Origin of the sequence: Microcystis sp. M31BS1, assembly GCF_020245285.1 — a bacterium.
Taxonomy (GTDB): domain Bacteria; phylum Cyanobacteriota; class Cyanobacteriia; order Cyanobacteriales; family Microcystaceae; genus Microcystis; species Microcystis panniformis.
The window spans coordinates 1-19,598 of sequence record NZ_JADBVE010000376.1 but is presented as its reverse complement, the minus strand read 5'-3'; the positions used below and the strand labels follow the sequence as shown (position 1 = coordinate 19,598).

Here is a 19,598-nt window from a genome sequence, read left to right as displayed (position 1 = left end):
TCCAATTCATAATTCATAATTTATGTTTGTTGAGGGCGTTTAAGTAGTAATTGGATAGCCAAAAGAATTAAACCAATGGTGACAAAAGCAAAAATAAAGGTTCCTATATCAGTTATCAGTGATCAGTTATCAGTTTACTGATCACTGAAAAGCTCCCCACTTCCCCACTTCCAATTCATAATTCATAATTTATGTTTGTTGAGGGCGTTTAAGTAGTAATTGGATAGCCAAAAGAATTAAACCAATGGTGACAAAAGCAAAAATAAAGGTTCCTAGAGAAGCTAAACCAAAAACTAAAGTGCGGACAGCACTGCCAATTCTCAAGGCGATCGGACTGTGAGCAACCATTGGTTTTGAGTAAAAAGAATGACCGATCGCTGCTGTGAGATAATAGAGAATTGTCCCCAATGCTGCCGAAATTGCCGCACCAACCAAACAGCGAGTAGGAGTAACTTTTTTGGTTTCTAATTCTGTGGTCATTCCTTTTTAGTCCTCAAATATTGCCCAGGTTAAATTTTAATTCTTTTCCCCAGCATTTTACCCGACTAGGACCAAGGATCGAGGACGGAAGGAAAAGAAGTATCGACTTGCGAGGAGGCGATCAGGTCTTGATTCTGGTCTAGTTCCCGTTTTAACTGTTCCCAATCGCCGGGGTCGGTTAACTCCTCATAAACAGGGGCAGCGAAAACGATCGTTTCCTTGTCCGATGACCAGTTTTGGGAAGAAAGGACTAGATTAGTCAAATCAGGTAACTCCTGGTCGAGAATAGTTGTATTTGCGCTCTTAGGAAAATTTTTGAGCGAATTTAGGTTAATTTCTTGCTTTAATGACTGTAATTCACCATTGAGAGCTTTTAATAACTGCTCGATCGCCTCGATTCTCCCGAAAACATCCGAGGGAATCTCAGGATTATTGGCAGCAGAGAGGGGGGGCAAAGTGAATTGATCAGCTATGACGCGCTCGATTTCCTCTAGGGTAGTATAACCTTGACAGACTAATTCTAAACCGTAGGTGAGGAGAGACTTAAATCCTGCCTGTGTTGCCGCTTTTTTGAGCATATCGGCGGGTTTCTTCGCAGCGATGAAAGTTTTGAGGTGAGGGGTAATCGTGATCACTTCAAAGACCCCGATCTGGGACTGATAACCGATGCCGTGACAATGACGGCATAATCTGCCTTTTTCCCGCGCTTGGATGATTTCTTCGGCAGTGAGGGAATTAGCTTTATAAAAGCTGTATTGAGCAGCTTGGGCGGGAGAAAGACCAAATTTAGCTAATTCTTCCCTTTTTGGTTGATGTTTCAGCCGACAAACCGGACAAACCCGTCGCACCAGTCTTTGATTGATCACTCCAATGAGGGTATCAGCCACTAAGGCCGGCTCCGCTAATTGATTGAGGCGAGCGATCGCAGCAAAGGCATCATTGAGGGGTAAACTAGAAATAACTAAATGTCCAGTCAAAGCCGCTTCTAGAGCATGGGTAAGGGTGGAAGAATCCGCCAGGCGATCGATGCCGATGATGTCTAGGTCTTGATTCCGGAAAGAGGGCAAAATCGAGGCATAATCTTGGCCTTGACCATCAGCGATTTCCACTTGGGTAATACCATTAAGGCTGCGTTCGATCGAGGTTTCCAGGGTAGCGATATTAACCCCACCCCGGTTTCGATGGGCTAGTAGAGAATAGAAACTGGTGGAACAGCCGCCTCTGGCCGGTGCGGTGAGCAGAATTAACCCCGCCTGGCAATCAATCATGGTGCGTACCAGTTTACAGGTTTCTTGGCTAGCAATCAACTCATCGAGGGGCCAAAGTGGGGATCGAGAATCAAAAACCCGCAGCAGAATTTTTTCTCCCTGTTGACGAGGTAGGGTGTGGAGACGAAAATCTATTTTGCGACCGGAAAAAGTTATGGTCATTTTTCCCTGTTGGGGGCGCGATTTTTCGCTGAAATCGAGGTTAGCCAGAATTTTTAACCGTGAGATAATCCCTGGGGTCGCTTCTGGAGAAATCGGTTCCCAGGCAGAACGCAGGAGACCATCTTGGCGAAAACGGACAGTTAATTGATTTTCTTGGGGTTCTAGGTGAATTTCCGTCGCTTTACTTTCGATGGCTTGAACCAGGATATTATTAACGACACTGACGATCGTCCCTTGATTGGCCTGTTGAATCAGACCGAGATCCTCGTCGGCTAATTTGCAGTTGAGATGGGGGAGAGATTGGCCATCTTCAAAAAGGCCGGTTATGTCAACTATGGTCTCTAGCTCTTGTTCTTGGGGAAGAAAATGGCCAGATAGGGCTTCTTCTTGGCGATAACGATAGATTTCGACCAATTTCTGGTAATCTGCTCGATCGATGACACGACGTTCAAACTGCAATTCTTGATCCCGGAGGATACGACGTAAATCATCGAGAATTTGCTGATTAGCGGGATCCACCATGGCTAGGTGAAGGACATTGGGATCGGATTCTTGTTTTTGTAGGGGCAGGATCTGATAACGACGGCAAATTTCAAAGGGAAGGACCGTGCGAAACAGATTCTCGATTTCTCTCCAGTCGATCGTCTCACTTTCAGGGTCAAGATATTCTACCCCATACTTGGCTTTTAATTTTGACAGTTGTTCGAGTCGGTAGTATGCCAGTGCCTCTTTGGGTAAAGGACGGCCGGTGATCAGGGGTAAAATTGCCCGTAGAGGCAGATGACTTTTCTGCTTCTCGATCATTGCCTTTTGTAGTTGCGGGATAGTGACATAACCCGATTGCACTAACTTTTGGGCAAAGGAAGGCAGCTTGGTCTGAAGTTTCTCGTTTGCTGATGACATGGAATAGAGCCAGTAAAGACTGTACAACCCACTACATCCCTTAGTATTCCCATTTTTTCACCGCAGCTAACAGGTAAAAGAAAATTTATCCCACTTTCCGCACTTCTTAACATTCAATTGATAATTTTTACTGATATTTTGCTTAAAACCCATTGCTAGTAGGGACTATAGCTACAATGATTGATTTTTCTCAAGGTGAAGAATTGTAATTTTTTCTCAGAAAAAATCAATTATTGAAAATGTTCTCAATAGTAGTTTCTATGAAGCTTTTTCGTCAAAATATCTTGGGGAATGTAAAAATATATAAAAGTATATGAAGATGTGCGGAATGTCGGATTTATCGTCGCCTACTTATAGCGTTTCTCATCAAGACGAAGTGTAACCTGATTTGGTATCGACTGCTGACGACCGACTCCCCAAAAGGAAAACTTCCTACCTCATCATTTAGGATAACTGCTATAAAAAGAGCAGAAGAGGTCATGGTTTCTAGGTTATGCTTGTTAAAGGTATCTTTCTTATCCTACACTTGTAACATCAATCTGTTTAGTATTTGGGAGAAAAAAATTATGCGGACAGGGGAGATGGGGAAATGGACAGAAAGATTCGAGCATTTATACTAAAATCTAAGATAGCCGGTATAATATCGTCTCAGGGATCAAAACGGAAGCTTAGAATAGATAAAATATGTGGACTTTTATTGATTTATTTGCCGGTATAAAAGGATTTAGAATCGCCTTAGAGAATCTCGGTTGTCAATGCGTTTTTTCCTCGGAAATCGATCCTCACTCCCAAAAGGTTTACTTAGCTAACTATGGTCATTTACCCGATAATCAAGACATCAGAAAATTAGAGGCAAAAACTGTCCCCGATCATGATATACTGTGCGGCGGGTTTCCCTGTCAAGCGTTTAGTATCGCCGGCAGAAAACACGGTTTTGAAGATGCACGCGGAACCTTATTTTTTGAAGTTGCCCGGATCTTACACGAAAAGAAACCGAAAGCTTTTATCTTAGAAAATGTCCAGGGTTTAGTCCATCATGATCGAGGTAAAACTTTAAAAACTATTTTAGATATATTAGAAAAGGATTTGCATTATTTTGTCCCTAGTCCCCAGATTTTAAATGCCAGATATTTTGGGGTTCCTCAAAACCGTCCCCGAATTTTTATCGTCGGTTTTCGAGAGGATTTAAATATTTACTATTTTTCCTATCCTCAACCAACCCATCAAGAAACTTGTCTCAAAGATATCCTAGAAGAAAAGGAAGTCAGCGTTAAATATTATCTCTCTAATCAGTATTTAGAAACTTTGTTTAAACACAAGGACAGACACCAAAATAAAGGTAATGGGTTCGGTTATGAGATTATTTCTCCCGATGGTATCGCTAATGCTATTGTGGTGGGAGGTATGGGAAAAGAAAGAAATTTAGTTATCGATAAAAGACTGACTAATTTCACTCCCGTTACTCGCATTAAGGGAGAAGTAAATAAATTATTCGTCCGCAGAATGACTCCCAGAGAATGGGCAAGATTACAGGGATTTCCCGATAGTTTTCAGATTGTTGTTAGTGATGTCCAAGCTTATAAACAGTTCGGTAATTCTGTGGCTATTCCCGTGGTAGAAGCGGTGGCAAAAGAGGTGATTAAAGCTTTAGATTTATCCAGAGATTCTCAAGAAAATATCAGCCTTAAAGACCTACAGGGGAGACAATTAGATTTATTGTCAATCTGAGGAAAAATAGCAATTGTTTCTAGGTGTTTGGGTATATTAAGTAGGTGGGTGGAATTAAATATAAGATGAACGTAGGTTGGGTTGAAGCATGAAACCCAACGCCCGCATGGGTTACGCTACCGCTAACCCATCCTACAAATAATTGTGCCTCCCTACTTAATAATAGTTATTATTGGAACGATGCGATCGCTGTTTAGGCTCGACTCTAACTGGATTAACAGTGGACTTGTTGCATAATTAATTTTCGAGAGTTCAAAAATGGGAAAAATAGCCATGAGGTAACAATAAAAAGAGCAGCAGAGGTGATGGTTTCGCCGGTTGTGCTTGTTAAAGGTATCTTTCTTATACTACACTTGTAACACCAATAGGTTTTAGTATTCGGGAGAAACAATTATGCGGACAATCACACGCACCACCACTACCGATATGGAAGTCACCAGCATTCGTCTGGAAAGAGTCCTCAAAGACAAGCTGAAAGAGATTTCCGGCAATCAAGGATATCAAGCACTCATTCGCGATGTCTTGTGGAATTTCGTTCAGCAGAAATCAGGAGATTATCGACCTCAGTTTTGTGCCAGCGATATAAGGGCAGTATTTAACGCTACAGCCAGAAAAAATGAGATTTGCGCTCTTACAGGCAATTTAATCCCCGCTAATGAAACAATGTTGTTAGGTTTGACCATCCATGGCGATTTAGTCCCGTTGAGTATGGATAGTTATACCAATTTAAAATAAGTTTGACTAGGGTGGGGCAGAATCCAGTATAGTTAGTCCTCACCCAAGGGAGATGGGAAGTGGGAATTATAAATTTAAATTATCAATTATGAATTGAGAGGTGGGGAGTTTTTTGCCGTGAACAGTGAACTGATAACTGATAACTGATAACTGATAACTGATGACTGAAGCGATTTTACGAGTGGTTTTAATCAATCCGCAAATTCCGCCAAATACGGGAAATATTGCCCGTACTTGCGCCGCAACGAGGACAGAATTGCATTTAGTTGGTCCCTTGGGTTTTGAAATTAGCGATCGCTATCTGAAGCGGGCCGGCTTAGATTATTGGCCTTATGTAAAACTTATGTACTACTTGACAATCGATGACTTCTGTGAATATCAACAAAAGAGCGGCGGAAGGGCGATCGGGTTTAGCGTGCGCGGCAGCAGTAGTTATGTGGAATACAGCTATCAAAGCGGAGATTGGCTACTTTTTGGCAGTGAAACCGACGGTATTCCGGCAGATTTATTAAATAAGTGCGATGACACGGTTTATATTCCCATGGCAGAACCGGGGGTGAGAAGTTTAAATCTTTCCGTTAGTGTGGCGATCGGATTATTTGAGGCCAGACGACAATTGGGATTTATTCGTTAGTGGGACATTTTGCTATATAGGGTCTGCTGAAAAAGTTTTTCGTGGGGACAGGGTGTGGGGTGTGGGGTGTGGGGTGTGGGGTTTTACCGGTTTTGAGGTGGCCAATTACCTAATTTTCAGGGAAAAAGTGCCTCAATTTTCCCCCTCATCACTCCCATGCCTGGTACTTTTTGATTGACAAAAAGTCTAAAAGTCTTACCCAACAAGGTTTTTACCATTATTCAGCCAGCCCTATATAAACAGGGCAAATAAACTAAATTGAGCAAAAAATCAGAAAATTGCTTTTATTTAGCTCATTTTTGCCCATATCAGGAAAAATAGAGATCGCAGTCAATTTTGTCCGTAATAACAGCAAGAAATTATGTGGATTATCCTAGCGCAAATTAATTTTTGCTCCTTTCTAATCCCATAATTTATTGAAAATAAAAAGGCAAGATTAGGCTCATGAATATCTTCGACCTTACTCCCAATACTTTTCGCAATTTACAGCTTTTTAATCGGCAAAAATCCACCTCTGGCTTAACTCAAGTCGAGATGTTAGTTACCCTAATTTTATTAGGAATTCTCTTAACCATTGCCCTTTCTGTTTATCATCGTTTAATGGCTTGGATTCGCTTAAATATCGCCACCTTTGAAATATCACAACAGTGGAAAAATACCCGTTATCAAGCCACAGGAGGAGGTTCTCATCCCCTATCTTTGTGCATGGCAGCAAGTGAAACTGAACAGATTAAAGTGGCAAAAGTGCAAGGGGATGAATGTGAAAATGTCACCGATTGGACTCCCATCACTCCTGGTGTTAGCATCGATACTGATAATTCTACCCTACGCCGAGTTAGTGGACCTGTGGGTAATCAAGGTACAATTTATCGCGCTAGTTGGGCCGATACAAAGGGGGGGTTAGGGGGTTCTTGGGGACAGTTAGGCAGAATTACTTTAGTTGCTTCCGGTACACCCGACAAACGCTGTTTATTTTTATTCCGTGTTGACGGTAGTTGGGATATTCGCCAAGATAATAGATGTGTGCTTTAAAGCGGCAAAAGTTATCGTCATCTAAGGGAGGGTATCAGCCCAAAATCTAACATCAAGGGACACTTTACAGCAAAATGTCGAGAGAGCCAGGCTCAAAAATCTAGAATCCTGACTGATAGCCTTTCTGGGGGGAAACTTAGACGGTTTTCAGTCCGTCTGGGATTACACTAGAAAATACTCACTTATTCGATCGAGCCGTTCATGATTATTTCCGTCGTAGCACTGAAGGGAGGGGTCGGGAAAACCACCACATCGATTCATTTGGCCGCCTATTTTCAAGAAAAAGCGCCCACCCTATTGATTGATGCGGATAAAAATCGTTCGGCTCTCCATTGGTCACGGGAAGATACCCTTCCTTTTATGGTAGCGTCCCAAGCTGGAGCGACGGGACTGGTGAAACAATACACTCATATTATCGTCGATACCCAGGCCCGGCCGGAGCCGGACGAGTTAAAAGATTTAGCTCAGGGCAGCGATTTATTAATCTTACCCACCACTCCCAATCATCTCGATATCGATGTCACCATTAAAGCGGCAGAATTGCTGTCCACGATGACCGATAATTATCGAGTTCTTTTAACCCAAGTGGATTCACGGACAAAAACAGGACGAGAAGCTCGGAAAGCTCTAGAAGAAGCAAAATTACCCCTATTTAAGCGAGAAATTCCCCGTTTAGTTGCTTTTGAACGAGCGGCCGAAAAGGGAGTCATCGTCAAAGATTATCCCGACCCCCGGTCGAATTTCGGTTGGCTTTGTTACCAAGCGGTCGGTAAAGAAATTTTTGCCCTAATGACATAAATTGTTAAAAAAGTTAATATTAATATTTGTGTCATTTTTCCCCAAAAAGATACTTAATCTGCATGGGGACTTTTTGTAATCTTCCGTTAAGTGTTCACTCCTAAATCGGTAAAGTCTGAGACAATCAAAAAAGTCTGACTGTAGGAGAACCCTCTATGAAATTGGCCTATTGGATGTACGCGGGTCCCGCTCATATTGGCACGTTAAGGATCGCCAGTTCCTTTAAAAATGTTCATGCTATCATGCACGCTCCTCTGGGAGACGATTATTTTAACGTCATGCGCTCGATGCTGGAAAGGGAGCGTAATTTTACCCCCGTCACTGCTAGTATTGTCGATCGTAATGTTTTAGCCCGGGGTTCCCAAGAAAAAGTCGTCGATAATATTGTTCGCAAAGATCGCGAAGAAAGTCCCGATTTAATCGTTTTAACCCCCACCTGTACCTCCAGCATTCTCCAAGAGGATTTACAAAACTTTGTCGAAAGAGCGCGACAGGATGCCCAAGGAGATGTGCTGCTGGCCGATGTTAACCACTATCGCTATAATGAACTACAAGCGGCCGATAAAACCCTCTATCAAATTATCAAATATTATCTCGATAAGGCCCAGAGAAAAGGGGAAATTATCTCCCAGAAAACCCCTAAACCTTCGGTTAATATTATCGGTATTACTACCCTCGGGTTCCATAACCAACATGATCGCACAGAATTAAAGCGGTTAATGGCAGATTTGGACATTGAAGTTAATGAAATTATCCCCGAAGCTGCCTCGGTGGAAAACTTAAAAAATCTGCCCCGCGCTTGGTTTAATCTGGTTCCCTATCGAGAAGTGGGATTAATGACAGCCAAATATCTCGAAAGCGAATTCGCTATGCCCTACGTTGATATTACCCCCATGGGAGTGGTGGAAACAGCCCGCTGTATTCGCCAAATTCAAGAGGTAATTAATGCCCAAGGTGCGGCAGTAGATTACGAAGATTTTATCAATGAACAAACTTTGCATATCTCCCAAGCTGCTTGGTTTTCTCGTTCCATCGACTGTCAGAATTTGACAGGGAAAAAAGCGGTGGTTTTTGGTGATAATACCCACGCAGCCGCTATGACAAAAATTCTCGCCAGAGAGATGGGAATCCATGTGGTTTTAGCGGGTACTTATTGCAAGTATGATGCCGATTGGTTCCGGGAACAAGTGAGTGAATATTGCGATGAAGTGTTAATTAGTGATGATAATGGGGCGATCGGAGACGCTATTGCTCGATTAGAACCAGCGGCGATATTTGGTACTCAAATGGAACGTCACGTCGGCAAACGTTTAGATATTCCCTGTGGAGTAATTGCTGCACCTATTCATATCCAAAATTTCCCCCTCGGTTATAAACCTTTCTTAGGTTACGAAGGCACTAATCAGATCGCCGATTTGGTCTATAATTCCTTTACTTTGGGTATGGAAGATCACCTATTAGAGATATTTGGTGGTCATGATACTAAAGAGGTAATTACTAAAGGTATTTCGGCAGATTCTGACCTAAATTGGAATAAGGAAGCTACGGTAGAATTGCAGAAAATACCCGGTTTTGTGCGGGGGAAAGTCAAACGAAATACCGAAAAATTTGCCCGGGAGCGAGGTATTGGTGAAATAACTTTAGAGGTAATGTATGCCGCTAAAGAATCCGTAGGAGCTTAATCATTTCTTGGGGCTGAAAGTTAACAGCATTCAGCCCTATTTTTTAGTTATCTACTTAATCCCTTAAGTATTCTTTCTTCTACTCCTTTCCCCTGAATTAACACTCCAAATCCTCCTAAACCGGTGGGATTGATTAATTGATGTAGGGCATCTCGACGCTGAAATATAGTTAATATATCGCTCTTTCCTTGAGAAAGTTGATTTAATCTATCCCCTAATCCCAAAGCCATTAAAAATAATCCTTGCTGAGTAAAACCGAGATTTTTTAAGCCTAATTTCTCCCCTTGACGTTGTAAAGCAGTAAAATCCACATGAGTGGTAATATCTTGTTCTCCCACCCAGAAATAAGCATGATCATGACGCTGATGTTGTCGATAACATTGTAGGGTTCCTTGACTTCTTTGGGGATGATAATATTTTTCGGCAGTGTAACCGTAATCTATGGTTAAGATATAACCTCGATCGAGTTTCCGATTAACGGTTTCTAACCAGTCTAAAGCTAATAAGTTTACCTCGGTTTGATAACCCTCCGGATAAAGTGGGGAAGGAATATTTATCCCCACTAAATCAAAATAGTCTTTGATTCTGTCGGTGGATAAATCTGTGATAATCTCCTGAAAAGGTTCCCCCAATCCCAGATAAATTTCTCGTAATTCTCCCGACTCGATCACAACTCGATGGACAGGAAAAGCATCGATTAACTCATTACTAAACACACAACCCACAAGGGAATTATCAGCTAAATTCGGCCAACTTTGCCAAGATACCAGGGAATATCCCGCTAAAGTTGCCCTTTGTCTTTCCCTGAGTTTCTGAGATTGTTCGATAATTATATAACTGAGATTTTGATAAAAATCAGCATAGCTATCACTCAAATAATCAAGGATATCCTTCGCTAAAATTCCCGAACCTGCTCCCACTTCCACTAAAGTAAATCCAGGCGAATTGCCCAAAAATTCCGCCATCTCGACAAATTGCTCTGCCAACAATTGGCCAAAATCTGCCCCTAGGGACGAGGAAGTAAAAAAATCTCCTTTTGAGCCAATTTCTACTTTTCCAGAGGTGTAATAGCCATAATCGGGGTGATAGAGAGCTAAATCCATCCAGCGATCAAAGCTAATTCGACCCGCTGCTGATTGTTTAATTTCCTCTAGGATGATTGCTTCTAAATTCATCTTGATCAGGGAAGTGGGGAAGATTTTTCAGTTATCAGTAAACAGTAAACAGTAAACAGTAAACAGGTAAGTAGTCATGCAAAATAAATTTCCTAGTGAAGACAGGCAAGAGGCAATAGGCAAGAGGCAAAAGCTTTATCGAAATGTGTAATTAATTTTGCCTAGGTACTTATAAATATAAAGATAACTAACTAATTAACTTAAAACTTACATCTGATAACTTAAAACTTACATCTGATAACTGATAACTGATAACTGATAACTGATAACTGATTTACTCTCCCGCATGATAGGAACTGCGGACTAGCGGCCCAGACCTAACCTGAGAAAACCCCATTTTTTGGGCAATTTCTCCTAACTCGCTAAATTCTGAGGGAGTCCAATATTTCTGTACGAGCAAATGTTCCAGAGAAGGACGCATATATTGACCAATAGTAACTCGATCGCAGTCGATCGCGCGTAAATCTGCCAAAGTCTCGATAATTTCCTCTTTTGTCTCACCGTGACCGACCATTAAGCCAGATTTCGTCGGAATTGAGCGATCGATTTCCTTAACATAACGCAAAACCGCCAAAGAGCGATCATATTTAGCCCCGCGTCTAACCGGCCCTTGCAAACGGCGCACCGTCTCGATATTGTGATTGTAACAGGCAGGTTTTGCCCCTACCACCGTCGCCACCCGTTCCTGTTGACTTCCCTTGCCTCCAGCAAAATCCGGGGTTAGCACCTCAATTAAAGTGTGGGGATTGAGTTCGCGAATGGCTGTCATCGTCCGCACGAACCAACTGGCTCCGCCGTCTTCCATATCATCTCTGGCCACAGAAGTCAAGACAACGTAACTTAAATTTAACAATTGCACCGCTTCCGCCACTTTTTGCGGTTCCTCCACATCGAGAGGCATGGGTGCATGACCCTTATCCACTTGACAAAAAGCACAGGACCGGGTACAGGTAGGGCCCATCAACAAAAAAGTCGCCGTACCTTGGGCATAACATTCGCCGCGATTGGGACAGCGACCTTCCTCGCAGATAGTATGAATGTTCCTTTGTTTGATAATGCGCTGAACCGTGGAAATTTCGCTAGATTTGCCGAGTGAACGCCGTAACCAAGCGGGTAAAGACGTAATTTCCTCGCGCCACTGTGGGGGTATATTGGACATGAGAACTTAAGTAAAGTGTTGGGGATTTCAGTTATCAGTTATCAGTGGGGGGGGTGGGGAGAGGGACGACTAACTCCCCAAAACAAAAACTTCCTATCTCACCATAAAGATAACTGCTATAAGCTGAGAAAGCGGGTAAAGATCATTGTTAATCAAAAAGGAAACTTGGGCAATGGGACGACGGCAACGGAGAAAAATTTTCAATCTGGTCATTCAAGGATTGGCGGGTTGCCTCTTAGTTAGTATATGTGTTCTTAATTCCCTGCCATCCCTGGCCCAAAATTTTCTGGTTCCATTTGCATCTCCCACGGGGACAAGGATTTTTGTAGCCGGGGATATAGAATATACTTCCGTGTATTTAGATGGATTTGCCTTATTTGAGATTGCCTCCCAAGATTTTACCGCTTCTGAGGCCCAGGAACTCTCCCCAGTACAAAGACGGGCTAGGCGCATTGAAAGAGGCTTAAATAATATTATCAATGGGGGTTTCGATCCGACAACCTTGCAAGTCAGTCCGGCGACTCTCAATAATTTAACCGTGATTGTGGCTAGGGATAACCAGAATTTACCGCAACAGGTAATTCTGACAGTAACAGAAGTTGATGCCCTGATCGATTCTTCTTCGGTTGACGATTTAGCAGACCGATGGGTCAAAATCATCAAAACAGCTTTGCTCCAAGCTTGGCAAGAACGTCAACCCGCCGCTCGCCGACAACAGGTAATGACTGCCGCTATAATTATTTCGGGGCTAATTTTCTTAAGCTGGGTATCAATTTGGTGGCAGAAACGTTTAAGAAATCGCTTTAATCTCCTCAAAAAACAGGCTAAAAGTCAATCTGATCGAAATTTAGCCATAAATTCCCCCCCCAGAAAAGATCGCTCCCAAGAGCCGATTTTAGCCGCTCTAGAAGATTCCTCTAATTTCCGTCAACAGGCTGATATTCAGCGACAACTGACGTTAAATATTCTCTGGAAAAGACTGGCTCTTATTGGACTGATACTGCTCTGGTTTGGCGGAGTAGCGGCGATTTTGTATGTATTTCCTGAAACTAGGCTAGAAGGACGGGGGATAATTCGTATTCCTTTACAGATTTTTATTATCTGGTTGCTGATGACATCAGTGAGCAATATGGTTAATCTCTACGTTAATTTTCGGCTACGGGAGTGGGTAGAGGAAGGAGCGGTTTTTTCGGAAAATTTGGAAAGGAGGATTCTGCGCGCTCCCACTTTATTAGAAGTTGGGCGAGAAATGATCACATTTATCGCCATTTTTCTAGGAATTTTGATTTTTTTGAGTTGGATGGGTCTTTCTTTCGCCTTTTTACTCACGGGAGCCGGTTTAGTGGGAGCATTGCTCACCTTTGCCTTTCAGGATCTTTTAAAAGATTGGATTAACGGTTTTCTGATTGTCTTTGAAGATCAGTACACTGTCGGTGATATGATCCAGTTTCAGGAGTTTATCGGTTTGGTGGAAAATATGAGTTTGCGAGCGACTCAATTGCGGGCTGCCGATGGACGTTTAATCACTATTGCCCATAACCAAATTATTAGCGCACACAACCTCAGTAAAGATTGGGCGCGGGTCAATTTTACCATTGAAGTCGCCTATCAGACCGAGCCAGATGTGGCGATCACTTTAATGGCAGCCATCGCTGAAAATATGGCTGCAGATCCACAATGGCAAAAAGATATCATCGATCCCGTGCAGGTTGCTGGTGTTAGTCGGGTTTCTCACACGGGGATGGAAATTATGCTCAGAATTGTCGTTAAAAGATTACGACAATGGGACATAGAAAGAGAGTATCGTCGTCGTCTAAAAATTGCTTTTGAGGAGAAGGGAATTCACATCGGTATTCCCCAACAAAGTTTCCTGATAGCACAAGATAGAGAAGAATTCAAAGGACAGTTTTAAAGGGGAGTGATACTAAATCCTGTTTAAAAGGTATAGGAGAGTGGGGTGTGGGGATAAGGGAGAAACAATTCATAACTTGAGAGTTAATCACACTATTAAAAACGGATTTGTTATCAGTGCAGTTATCACTCCGCGTCCTGTAGGGGCGAAGCATTCGGATAGAAAATCTCCGGTTTCACCGATAGGTTATTGCCCGAATGCTTCGCCCGTACTTTTTGCCGCAAACCCTAAGTAAAAAATTGCCGTCTTTTCACTGATTACTGATCACTGATCACTGTTTGGTAGATTTAAACTAGGTTAGGTTAGATATCCTAACCTAGAAAATTTTTAGGAAGCTAAGGCTACCTCGACTATTTGTTGTAGTTCCCCATTTTGATAGAGTTCGATCATAATGTCGGAACCGCCAATAAACTCACCGTTGATATAGACTTGGGGAATAGTCGGCCAATTGGAATACTCCTTAACTCCTTGTCTTAACTCCTGATCTTCCAGAATATCGACAGTTTCGTAGGAAACCCCCAGAATATTGAGAATTTGTATGACGTTATTCGAGAAACCACACTGAGGCATTAATTTATTGCCCTTCATGAACACAAGAACTTTGTTATTCTGAACTAATTGATCGATTCTGTCCTTAGTTTCGGGTGTCATAGGTCTAGTAGCTAGAATTTGAGCAAGAATAGCCAATCCTGAGACGTGGCATATCCTATCAGTTTAGCACAAGCCGTTGAGATAGCCTTAAAAAGGCAGGTCTTCGTCCTCCTCCAAACTCTCTAAAATTTCGTTAACATCAGGTCTCCCGCGCACGATAGTCATATTTTCCAGAGACTTATTAACTTTAGTTTCTACGGCCGAATTTTCTGGCAGTGAATAACCCATATTGACCACTTCACCATCAAAAGATTTCGCTAACTTTTGAGCGGCCGCCAAAATTTCACTAACATCGACATCTTGATCCAATGTCTCTAAAGATGAATCAAAATTTAAGATTTTTTGGGGCAGTTCTGTGCTAGGAGTTTTTGGGGTTCCCGATGCGGTGATCTTTGCTTCTTTTTTCTCGATAATTGCTTCTTTGACTGGAGGAATATCCACCACAGTCATAACTTTATTTTCGGGAGTTATTGGTGGGGTTGGTGCGGTTTCTGGTGGTGGTTGTATCCTGGCCGCTGGGGATGGGGAAACTTCCGCAGCCATGGCAGCAGTGGCGGAACCTACCTGTAAATGGACTTTAATCCGGCGCTGAAAAACTGCCTCGAAAGCTGACTCAATATTAGTCAAGCGTAGCCGGGCCATTTTTAATAATTGTTCCGAAGATATACTTAAATAAGCACTCGATTCTTCCATATTAAAAAGACTGCCATGCTGACGTAGGAGAGTGCGAGTAGTGGGGGGTTCCATTACTTCTAAAACCTGCTGCCAAATTTGTTCATGATTGTCATCACTGGCAACAGTTTTAACCTCAGTTTTCGGCACTGCGACGCTAGTTGTCGGGGTGATAACTGGCGGTTTTATCGGTTCATTAACCGGTGCCGGCGCTGTGATCACTTCCGGGGGCCTCTCGGCGCTGGTTTGGGGACGGGAAGGCGCTACCGTGGCAACTAGCGGAATCACCTGTGCTTGCGGTAACAGTCCTAATAGAGTGACTTCTAACCAGAGACGGGGTTGAGTGGTGTTTTTTAGTTGTGTTTCGCTGTCTTTAAGCAGTTGTTGACCGCGGAGAATTTCCTCTAAAGACCAAGTACGCGCTTCCGTACATAATTCCTGCCAAGTGGGAGCGGTGACAGCCACCATTTCTGGACGATTAGGGGCGGTTTTGGCTAAAAGTAGGTTTAAATAGAATCCGGCTAGATTTTGCAAGACGATTAAAGGTTCCTTCCCGCGATTCATCAGATGGCGACATTGTTCGATAACTTGATCGGGAATATTGCCATGAATGACTTTAAGCAGGGTTAAGAGGTCTCTTTCGGGGACTGCACCGACCAAATCCCAGACTCGCTCGGCCGTAATCGTTCCTGCGAGTAAACTTAATTGATCGAGGAGACTTTCGGCATCGCGTAAACCACCGTTAGCGATCTGAGCCACCAGGGTTAATGCTTCTAGGTTAATATCGATCGCTTCTATTTGGGCGATTTTTTGCAGGTGTGCCACCATCGCATCGAGAGCAATACGGCGATAATCAAAGCGTTGACAACGGGAGATGATGGTAGGCAAGACACGCTGAGGATCCGTGGTAGCAAGCACAAAAATCACTCGATCCGGCGGTTCTTCCAGAGTTTTCAGCAAGGCATTAAAGGCCGCCGTACTGAGCATATGGCAGTTATGAACTAATAACCCATTGGCAACAAAATTATGATTGTCCTCCACTTCTAGGTCATAGACGCTTTCTGTGTCACCTTCTTGAATCCCTATCACTTCCTCGAAATTTGTCAGCCATTGAGGGGATTTTATGATACTAGGCCTGTATTGCACCGCAGCCACATTCACAGGGGATAGGATCTGATCGCCGATTTTGAGATTTTTTGCTTGTATCCATGCTTTTTCTGTCTTAATCAAATGATTACCAGTGCAATTAATCGTCCGATTTCTGGTTTGAATGGTTAAAGTTGCTTTTACGCCTCGGTTTAGCCATCGCAGGACTTTTTTATATTCCCACTCTCCGCTGCTCTCGTTGTAACTGAGAACTCGTTTTCCGAGAATCTCAGGATGATTAATGGGGATTAATCCCGTTTCGGTGAAAACAAGGCTATCCCCAGTCAGGCATTCATCGATGACATAGACTTTATAACGACATTGGACGGGGGCAAATTGCGATCGCTCGATAATTTCCCGAATGTTATCCACACCCGTATTACTAGCGGCATCAATTTCGATCACGTCTAGGGCTGAACCATTGGCGATCGCTTGACAGACGGAACATTTACCGCAGGGAATCGGTGTCGGATGGTCACTAGACAGACAGTTGAGGGATTTGGCTAAAATTCGCGCCGAGGAGGTTTTCCCCGTGCCTCTGGGTCCAGTAAATAGGTATGCAGGAGCGATTCGCTCACTGATTAAGGCATTACTCAGGGTCGTGGCGATCGCTGATTGTCCCACCAAATCGGCAAAGGTTTGGGGACGATACTTATGATGTAGAGGTTCGTAGGTCATGACTGGCTGAAAACTTTTTCCCCACCCTAGAGACTACTATTATCCTATGCCGATTCTTTTTCGGCATGAGAACAAGTGTATGCTTTTTATCTAGCCAGTTGTAATGCGGGATTTGCATCATAAAAATGGCAATTTGGCCAAGGCTTCTAATAAATTGTATTAATAACTACAATTTGGCCGAGAAAATCTGCGGACTATCTTAGTATGCCCAAAGATAGCGCCACTAATCAGACCCACTGCTTATGACTGAATCTACAAAAACCCAATGTCCTTACTGTGGAGTAGGTTGTGGTTTGACAGTCACCCCCCCCGCGTCGGCCGGACAAGCATGGAAAGTCTTTGGGGACAAGTCCCACCCCTCCAGTCAAGGTATGGTCTGTGTTAAAGGGGCTACCGTAGCGGAATCAATCGATAAAAATCGCCTCAAAACCCCGATGATCCGCGATTCTCTCCAAGAGCAATTCCGTCCTTGTGCCTGGGAAGAAGCCCTCGATCGCATAGTTAACCGTATCCAAACTCTAATCGCTCAGGGGGAAAAGGAAAGTATCTGTCTATACGGTTCGGGACAATTTCACACCGAAGATTACTACATCGCCCAAAAACTGGTCAAGGGCTGTCTGGGAGTCAATAACTTTGATGCTAATTCCCGTCTCTGTATGTCTTCGGCCGTGGCCGCTTATCGGGACAGTTTCGGGTCCGACGGTCCCCCCTGCTGTTACGATGACCTAGAATTAACCGATTGTGCCTTTCTGGTGGGGACAAATACGGCCGAATGTCACCCCATCATCTTTAACCGTCTGCACAAGTATCTCAAAGGTAACAAAGAAGCGAAATTAATCGTCGTTGATCCCCGCAGGACAAAAACCGCCGAGGCCGCTAATCTCCACCTCGCCATTAACCCGGGGACTGATATTGACCTATTTAACGGTATTGCTCACCTGTTACTGAATTGGGGTGCGATCGATACCTATTTTATCGATAAATGTACCCGGGATTTCGGCAAATACGCCGAAATTATCGGCCATTATCCCCCCGAAATAGTCGCCCCTAAATGCGGCATCCCCATCGAGGATTTAGAAAAGGCTGCCCGCTACTGGGCCGAATCGAAAAGAGTGCTTTCCCTCTGGTCGATGGGTATCAATCAATCTAGGGAAGGCACGGCCAAAGCCCGCACTTTAATCAATTTACACCTAATGACGGCTAATATCGGTAGGCCGGGGGCCGGTCCTTTTTCCCTAACCGGACAACCCAACGCCATGGGGGGACGGGAAGCCGGCGGCCTCTGCCATCTTCTCCCCGGTTATCGTTCCGTCAAAAATCCCCAACACCGGGCCGAAGTGGAACAAGCTTGGGGTTTACCTGCTGGTCGGATTTCTCCGGTCCCCGGTCGCGATGCTTGGAGTATGATTACCGGTTTGGAGACGGGAGAGGTGAAATTGCTTTGGATTGCCGCTACTAATCCGGCTGTTAGTATGCCTGATCTAGAACGTACCAAGGCGGCCCTGTTAAAATCACCTTTTACTGTTTATCAGGATGCCTACTATCCCACGGAAACCAGTGCCTACGCCCATTTATTACTGCCAGCGGCCCAATGGGGCGAAAAAACGGGAACAATGACCAATTCTGAGCGCATGGTGACGTTAAATAAGGCTTTTCGCCCTCCCGTCGGTCAAGCTAGGGCCGACTGGCAAATTTTTGCCGAAGTTGGTCGCCGTTTGGGGTTTCAGGCACAATTTAATTTTCAGGATTCGGCCGAGGTATATTCCGAGTTTATCCGGTTGACATATAAACGTCCTTGTGATATGACGGCGATTAATTATGAGCGCCTGGCCGAGACTCCCCGACCGTGGCCCGATTCCATCGATGAAATTTCCGCCCCTAAAACCGCTAATTCCGGGGAATTACTAGGTAATTTAGTTAAAGATGACGATAAAAGCCAAAAAACAGCCGCAAAACGCCTTTATACCGATGGTAAATTTAATACTGCCGATGGACGTGCTGTTTTCGCAGCCTACCACAGTAAAGGTCTAGCGGAACCCCCGGACGATGATTATCCCCTAGTGTTGACCGTGGGGCGTTTGTACGGTCACTGGCACACCCAAACCCGCACCGGCCGCATCGAGAAAATTGTCAAAATGCACCCCGCACCTTTTCTGGAAATTCATCCCCAAGATGCGGCAAAATTGGGCATAGAAGCTGGGGAATGGGTGGAGGTGCGTTCTCGTCGCGGTTCTGCCCGTTTTCCCGCTTTAATTACCAAAGCAATTGCTCCTAATTGTGTCTTTGTGCCGATGCACTGGGGGGCCCTATGGGCAGAAAATTCTGAGGCCAATAGTCTCACCCATCCGGCCGCTTGTCCGATTTCCCTGCAACCAGAATTAAAAGCTTGTGCTGTCAAATTAATCCCGTTGAAGTCTTTAGTTAATGCCGAATTATCGAAAATTTGGGTTTAAAACCCCGCCCCTTTTAGCTGACAGGTGTAGGTATTTTACAACTAAGAGGAAGGGGAGTAGTAAAAAGCATCAACGGGGGTGGGAGGGAAAGAACTCCAGCGATGAAGTTGAATCGGTGGTGATTCGGTAGTAGTGATGGCGGCTTAATCCTTTGCTTTGCTGTGCATTGTAGTCATGGATAAAATACCAAAGCTGACTGACGGACACATTTTTCAATACAAAGACAAGTACTGTTATGTGAAAGCCTCAAACTCCTGAATAAAAGAAAAGGTAATTTTGCCATAATAATCCTGACGAGCTTTGCGAGAAGAGCCAACAGGGAAAAGGGTC

Annotated in this window: 15 protein-coding genes; 8 read left to right on the top strand and 7 right to left on the bottom strand. The window is 43.8% G+C overall.

The window, feature by feature from the left end; all coding sequences use genetic code 11:
- Positions 1-20 precede the first annotated feature (20 nt).
- The 3 genes from IM509_RS24225 to IM509_RS21160 all read right to left on the bottom strand — a co-directional run bounded on the left by IM509_RS24225 (position 21) and on the right by IM509_RS21160 (position 2,813).
- Positions 21-107, bottom strand: a complete 87-nt coding sequence (locus IM509_RS24225) for a hypothetical protein (protein ID WP_373276108.1) — start codon at positions 105-107, stop codon at positions 21-23.
- A gap of 82 nt (positions 108-189) precedes the next feature.
- On the bottom strand, positions 190-480 hold the full coding sequence (locus tag IM509_RS21165) for a DUF3082 domain-containing protein (protein WP_002786666.1): 291 nt from the start codon (positions 478-480) through the stop codon (positions 190-192).
- A 65-nt stretch (positions 481-545) separates the two neighbouring features.
- Entirely contained in the window at positions 546-2,813 is a 2,268-nt protein-coding gene (locus tag IM509_RS21160; RefSeq protein WP_052275922.1) for a GspE/PulE family protein, read from the bottom strand.
- A gap of 684 nt (positions 2,814-3,497) precedes the next feature.
- Between IM509_RS21160 and IM509_RS21155 the strand changes: the two genes are divergently transcribed.
- The 6 genes from IM509_RS21155 to bchB all read left to right on the top strand — a co-directional run bounded on the left by IM509_RS21155 (position 3,498) and on the right by bchB (position 9,422).
- Positions 3,498-4,541 carry a DNA cytosine methyltransferase gene (locus tag IM509_RS21155; RefSeq protein WP_287717347.1) on the top strand — a complete coding sequence of 348 codons (1,044 nt, stop codon included), beginning with the start codon at positions 3,498-3,500 and terminating at the stop codon, positions 4,539-4,541.
- Between the two features lie 393 nt (positions 4,542-4,934).
- Positions 4,935-5,276, top strand: coding sequence for a hypothetical protein (locus IM509_RS21150; protein WP_052275628.1), 342 nt, complete (start codon positions 4,935-4,937; stop codon positions 5,274-5,276).
- A 160-nt stretch (positions 5,277-5,436) separates the two neighbouring features.
- Complete coding sequence (locus tag IM509_RS21145) at positions 5,437-5,910, top strand: tRNA (cytidine(34)-2'-O)-methyltransferase (protein WP_081417878.1); 474 nt, start codon at positions 5,437-5,439, stop codon at positions 5,908-5,910.
- Positions 5,911-6,354: 444 nt separating this feature from the next.
- A complete protein-coding gene (locus IM509_RS21140; protein WP_052275627.1) occupies positions 6,355-6,942 on the top strand; it encodes a hypothetical protein in 588 nt (195 codons plus the stop codon).
- A gap of 201 nt (positions 6,943-7,143) precedes the next feature.
- On the top strand, positions 7,144-7,740 hold the full coding sequence (locus IM509_RS21135; protein WP_002740297.1) for a nucleotide-binding protein: 597 nt from the start codon (positions 7,144-7,146) through the stop codon (positions 7,738-7,740).
- Between the two features lie 155 nt (positions 7,741-7,895).
- Complete coding sequence (gene bchB / locus IM509_RS21130; RefSeq protein WP_185237393.1) at positions 7,896-9,422, top strand: ferredoxin:protochlorophyllide reductase (ATP-dependent) subunit B; 1,527 nt, start codon at positions 7,896-7,898, stop codon at positions 9,420-9,422.
- A 47-nt stretch (positions 9,423-9,469) separates the two neighbouring features.
- Here the strand turns inward: bchB and IM509_RS21125 are convergent, their stop codons facing one another.
- A complete protein-coding gene (locus IM509_RS21125) occupies positions 9,470-10,597 on the bottom strand; it encodes a class I SAM-dependent methyltransferase (RefSeq protein WP_185237392.1) in 1,128 nt (375 codons plus the stop codon).
- Positions 10,598-10,871: 274 nt separating this feature from the next.
- On the bottom strand, positions 10,872-11,756 hold the full coding sequence (lipA, locus tag IM509_RS21120; RefSeq protein ID WP_002775720.1) for a lipoyl synthase: 885 nt from the start codon (positions 11,754-11,756) through the stop codon (positions 10,872-10,874).
- Positions 11,757-11,928: 172 nt separating this feature from the next.
- Here lipA and IM509_RS21115 point away from each other — a divergent pair, with 172 nt between their 5' ends.
- The gene (locus tag IM509_RS21115) at positions 11,929-13,668 is read left to right on the top strand and encodes a mechanosensitive ion channel family protein (protein WP_185237395.1); all 1,740 of its coding nucleotides are present in this window, start codon (positions 11,929-11,931) and stop codon (positions 13,666-13,668) included.
- A gap of 327 nt (positions 13,669-13,995) precedes the next feature.
- Here the strand turns inward: IM509_RS21115 and grxD are convergent, their stop codons facing one another.
- Positions 13,996-14,319 carry a Grx4 family monothiol glutaredoxin gene (gene grxD / locus IM509_RS21110; protein ID WP_052278371.1) on the bottom strand — a complete coding sequence of 108 codons (324 nt, stop codon included), beginning with the start codon at positions 14,317-14,319 and terminating at the stop codon, positions 13,996-13,998.
- A gap of 87 nt (positions 14,320-14,406) precedes the next feature.
- Positions 14,407-16,815: a DNA polymerase III subunit gamma/tau gene (gene dnaX / locus IM509_RS21105; RefSeq protein WP_185237391.1), complete on the bottom strand. Its 2,409-nt coding sequence runs from the start codon at positions 16,813-16,815 to the stop codon at positions 14,407-14,409.
- A 242-nt stretch (positions 16,816-17,057) separates the two neighbouring features.
- Between dnaX and IM509_RS21100 the strand changes: the two genes are divergently transcribed.
- Positions 17,058-19,268 carry a molybdopterin oxidoreductase family protein gene (locus tag IM509_RS21100; RefSeq protein ID WP_072926470.1) on the top strand — a complete coding sequence of 737 codons (2,211 nt, stop codon included), beginning with the start codon at positions 17,058-17,060 and terminating at the stop codon, positions 19,266-19,268.
- Positions 19,269-19,598 lie beyond the last annotated feature (330 nt).

Excerpts from the sequence above, each read along its gene's own strand:
- grxD (WP_052278371.1), bottom strand. The coding sequence starts at position 14,319 with ATGACACCCGAAACTAAGGACAGAATCGATCAATTAGTTCAGAATAAC.
- IM509_RS21125 (WP_185237392.1), bottom strand. The coding sequence starts at position 10,597 with ATGAATTTAGAAGCAATCATCCTAGAGGAAATTAAACAATCAGCAGCG.
- IM509_RS21150 (WP_052275628.1), top strand. The coding sequence starts at position 4,935 with ATGCGGACAATCACACGCACCACCACTACCGATATGGAAGTCACCAGC.
- IM509_RS21100 (WP_072926470.1), top strand. The coding sequence starts at position 17,058 with ATGACTGAATCTACAAAAACCCAATGTCCTTACTGTGGAGTAGGTTGT.
- bchB (WP_185237393.1), top strand. The coding sequence starts at position 7,896 with ATGAAATTGGCCTATTGGATGTACGCGGGTCCCGCTCATATTGGCACG.
- IM509_RS21135 (WP_002740297.1), top strand. The coding sequence starts at position 7,144 with ATGATTATTTCCGTCGTAGCACTGAAGGGAGGGGTCGGGAAAACCACC.
- IM509_RS21155 (WP_287717347.1), top strand. The coding sequence starts at position 3,498 with ATGTGGACTTTTATTGATTTATTTGCCGGTATAAAAGGATTTAGAATC.
- IM509_RS21160 (WP_052275922.1), bottom strand. The coding sequence starts at position 2,813 with ATGTCATCAGCAAACGAGAAACTTCAGACCAAGCTGCCTTCCTTTGCC.
- IM509_RS21165 (WP_002786666.1), bottom strand. The coding sequence starts at position 480 with ATGACCACAGAATTAGAAACCAAAAAAGTTACTCCTACTCGCTGTTTG.
- lipA (WP_002775720.1), bottom strand. The coding sequence starts at position 11,756 with ATGTCCAATATACCCCCACAGTGGCGCGAGGAAATTACGTCTTTACCC.
- IM509_RS21145 (WP_081417878.1), top strand. The coding sequence starts at position 5,437 with ATGACTGAAGCGATTTTACGAGTGGTTTTAATCAATCCGCAAATTCCG.
- IM509_RS21140 (WP_052275627.1), top strand. The coding sequence starts at position 6,355 with ATGAATATCTTCGACCTTACTCCCAATACTTTTCGCAATTTACAGCTT.
- IM509_RS21115 (WP_185237395.1), top strand. The coding sequence starts at position 11,929 with ATGGGACGACGGCAACGGAGAAAAATTTTCAATCTGGTCATTCAAGGA.
- dnaX (WP_185237391.1), bottom strand. The coding sequence starts at position 16,815 with ATGACCTACGAACCTCTACATCATAAGTATCGTCCCCAAACCTTTGCC.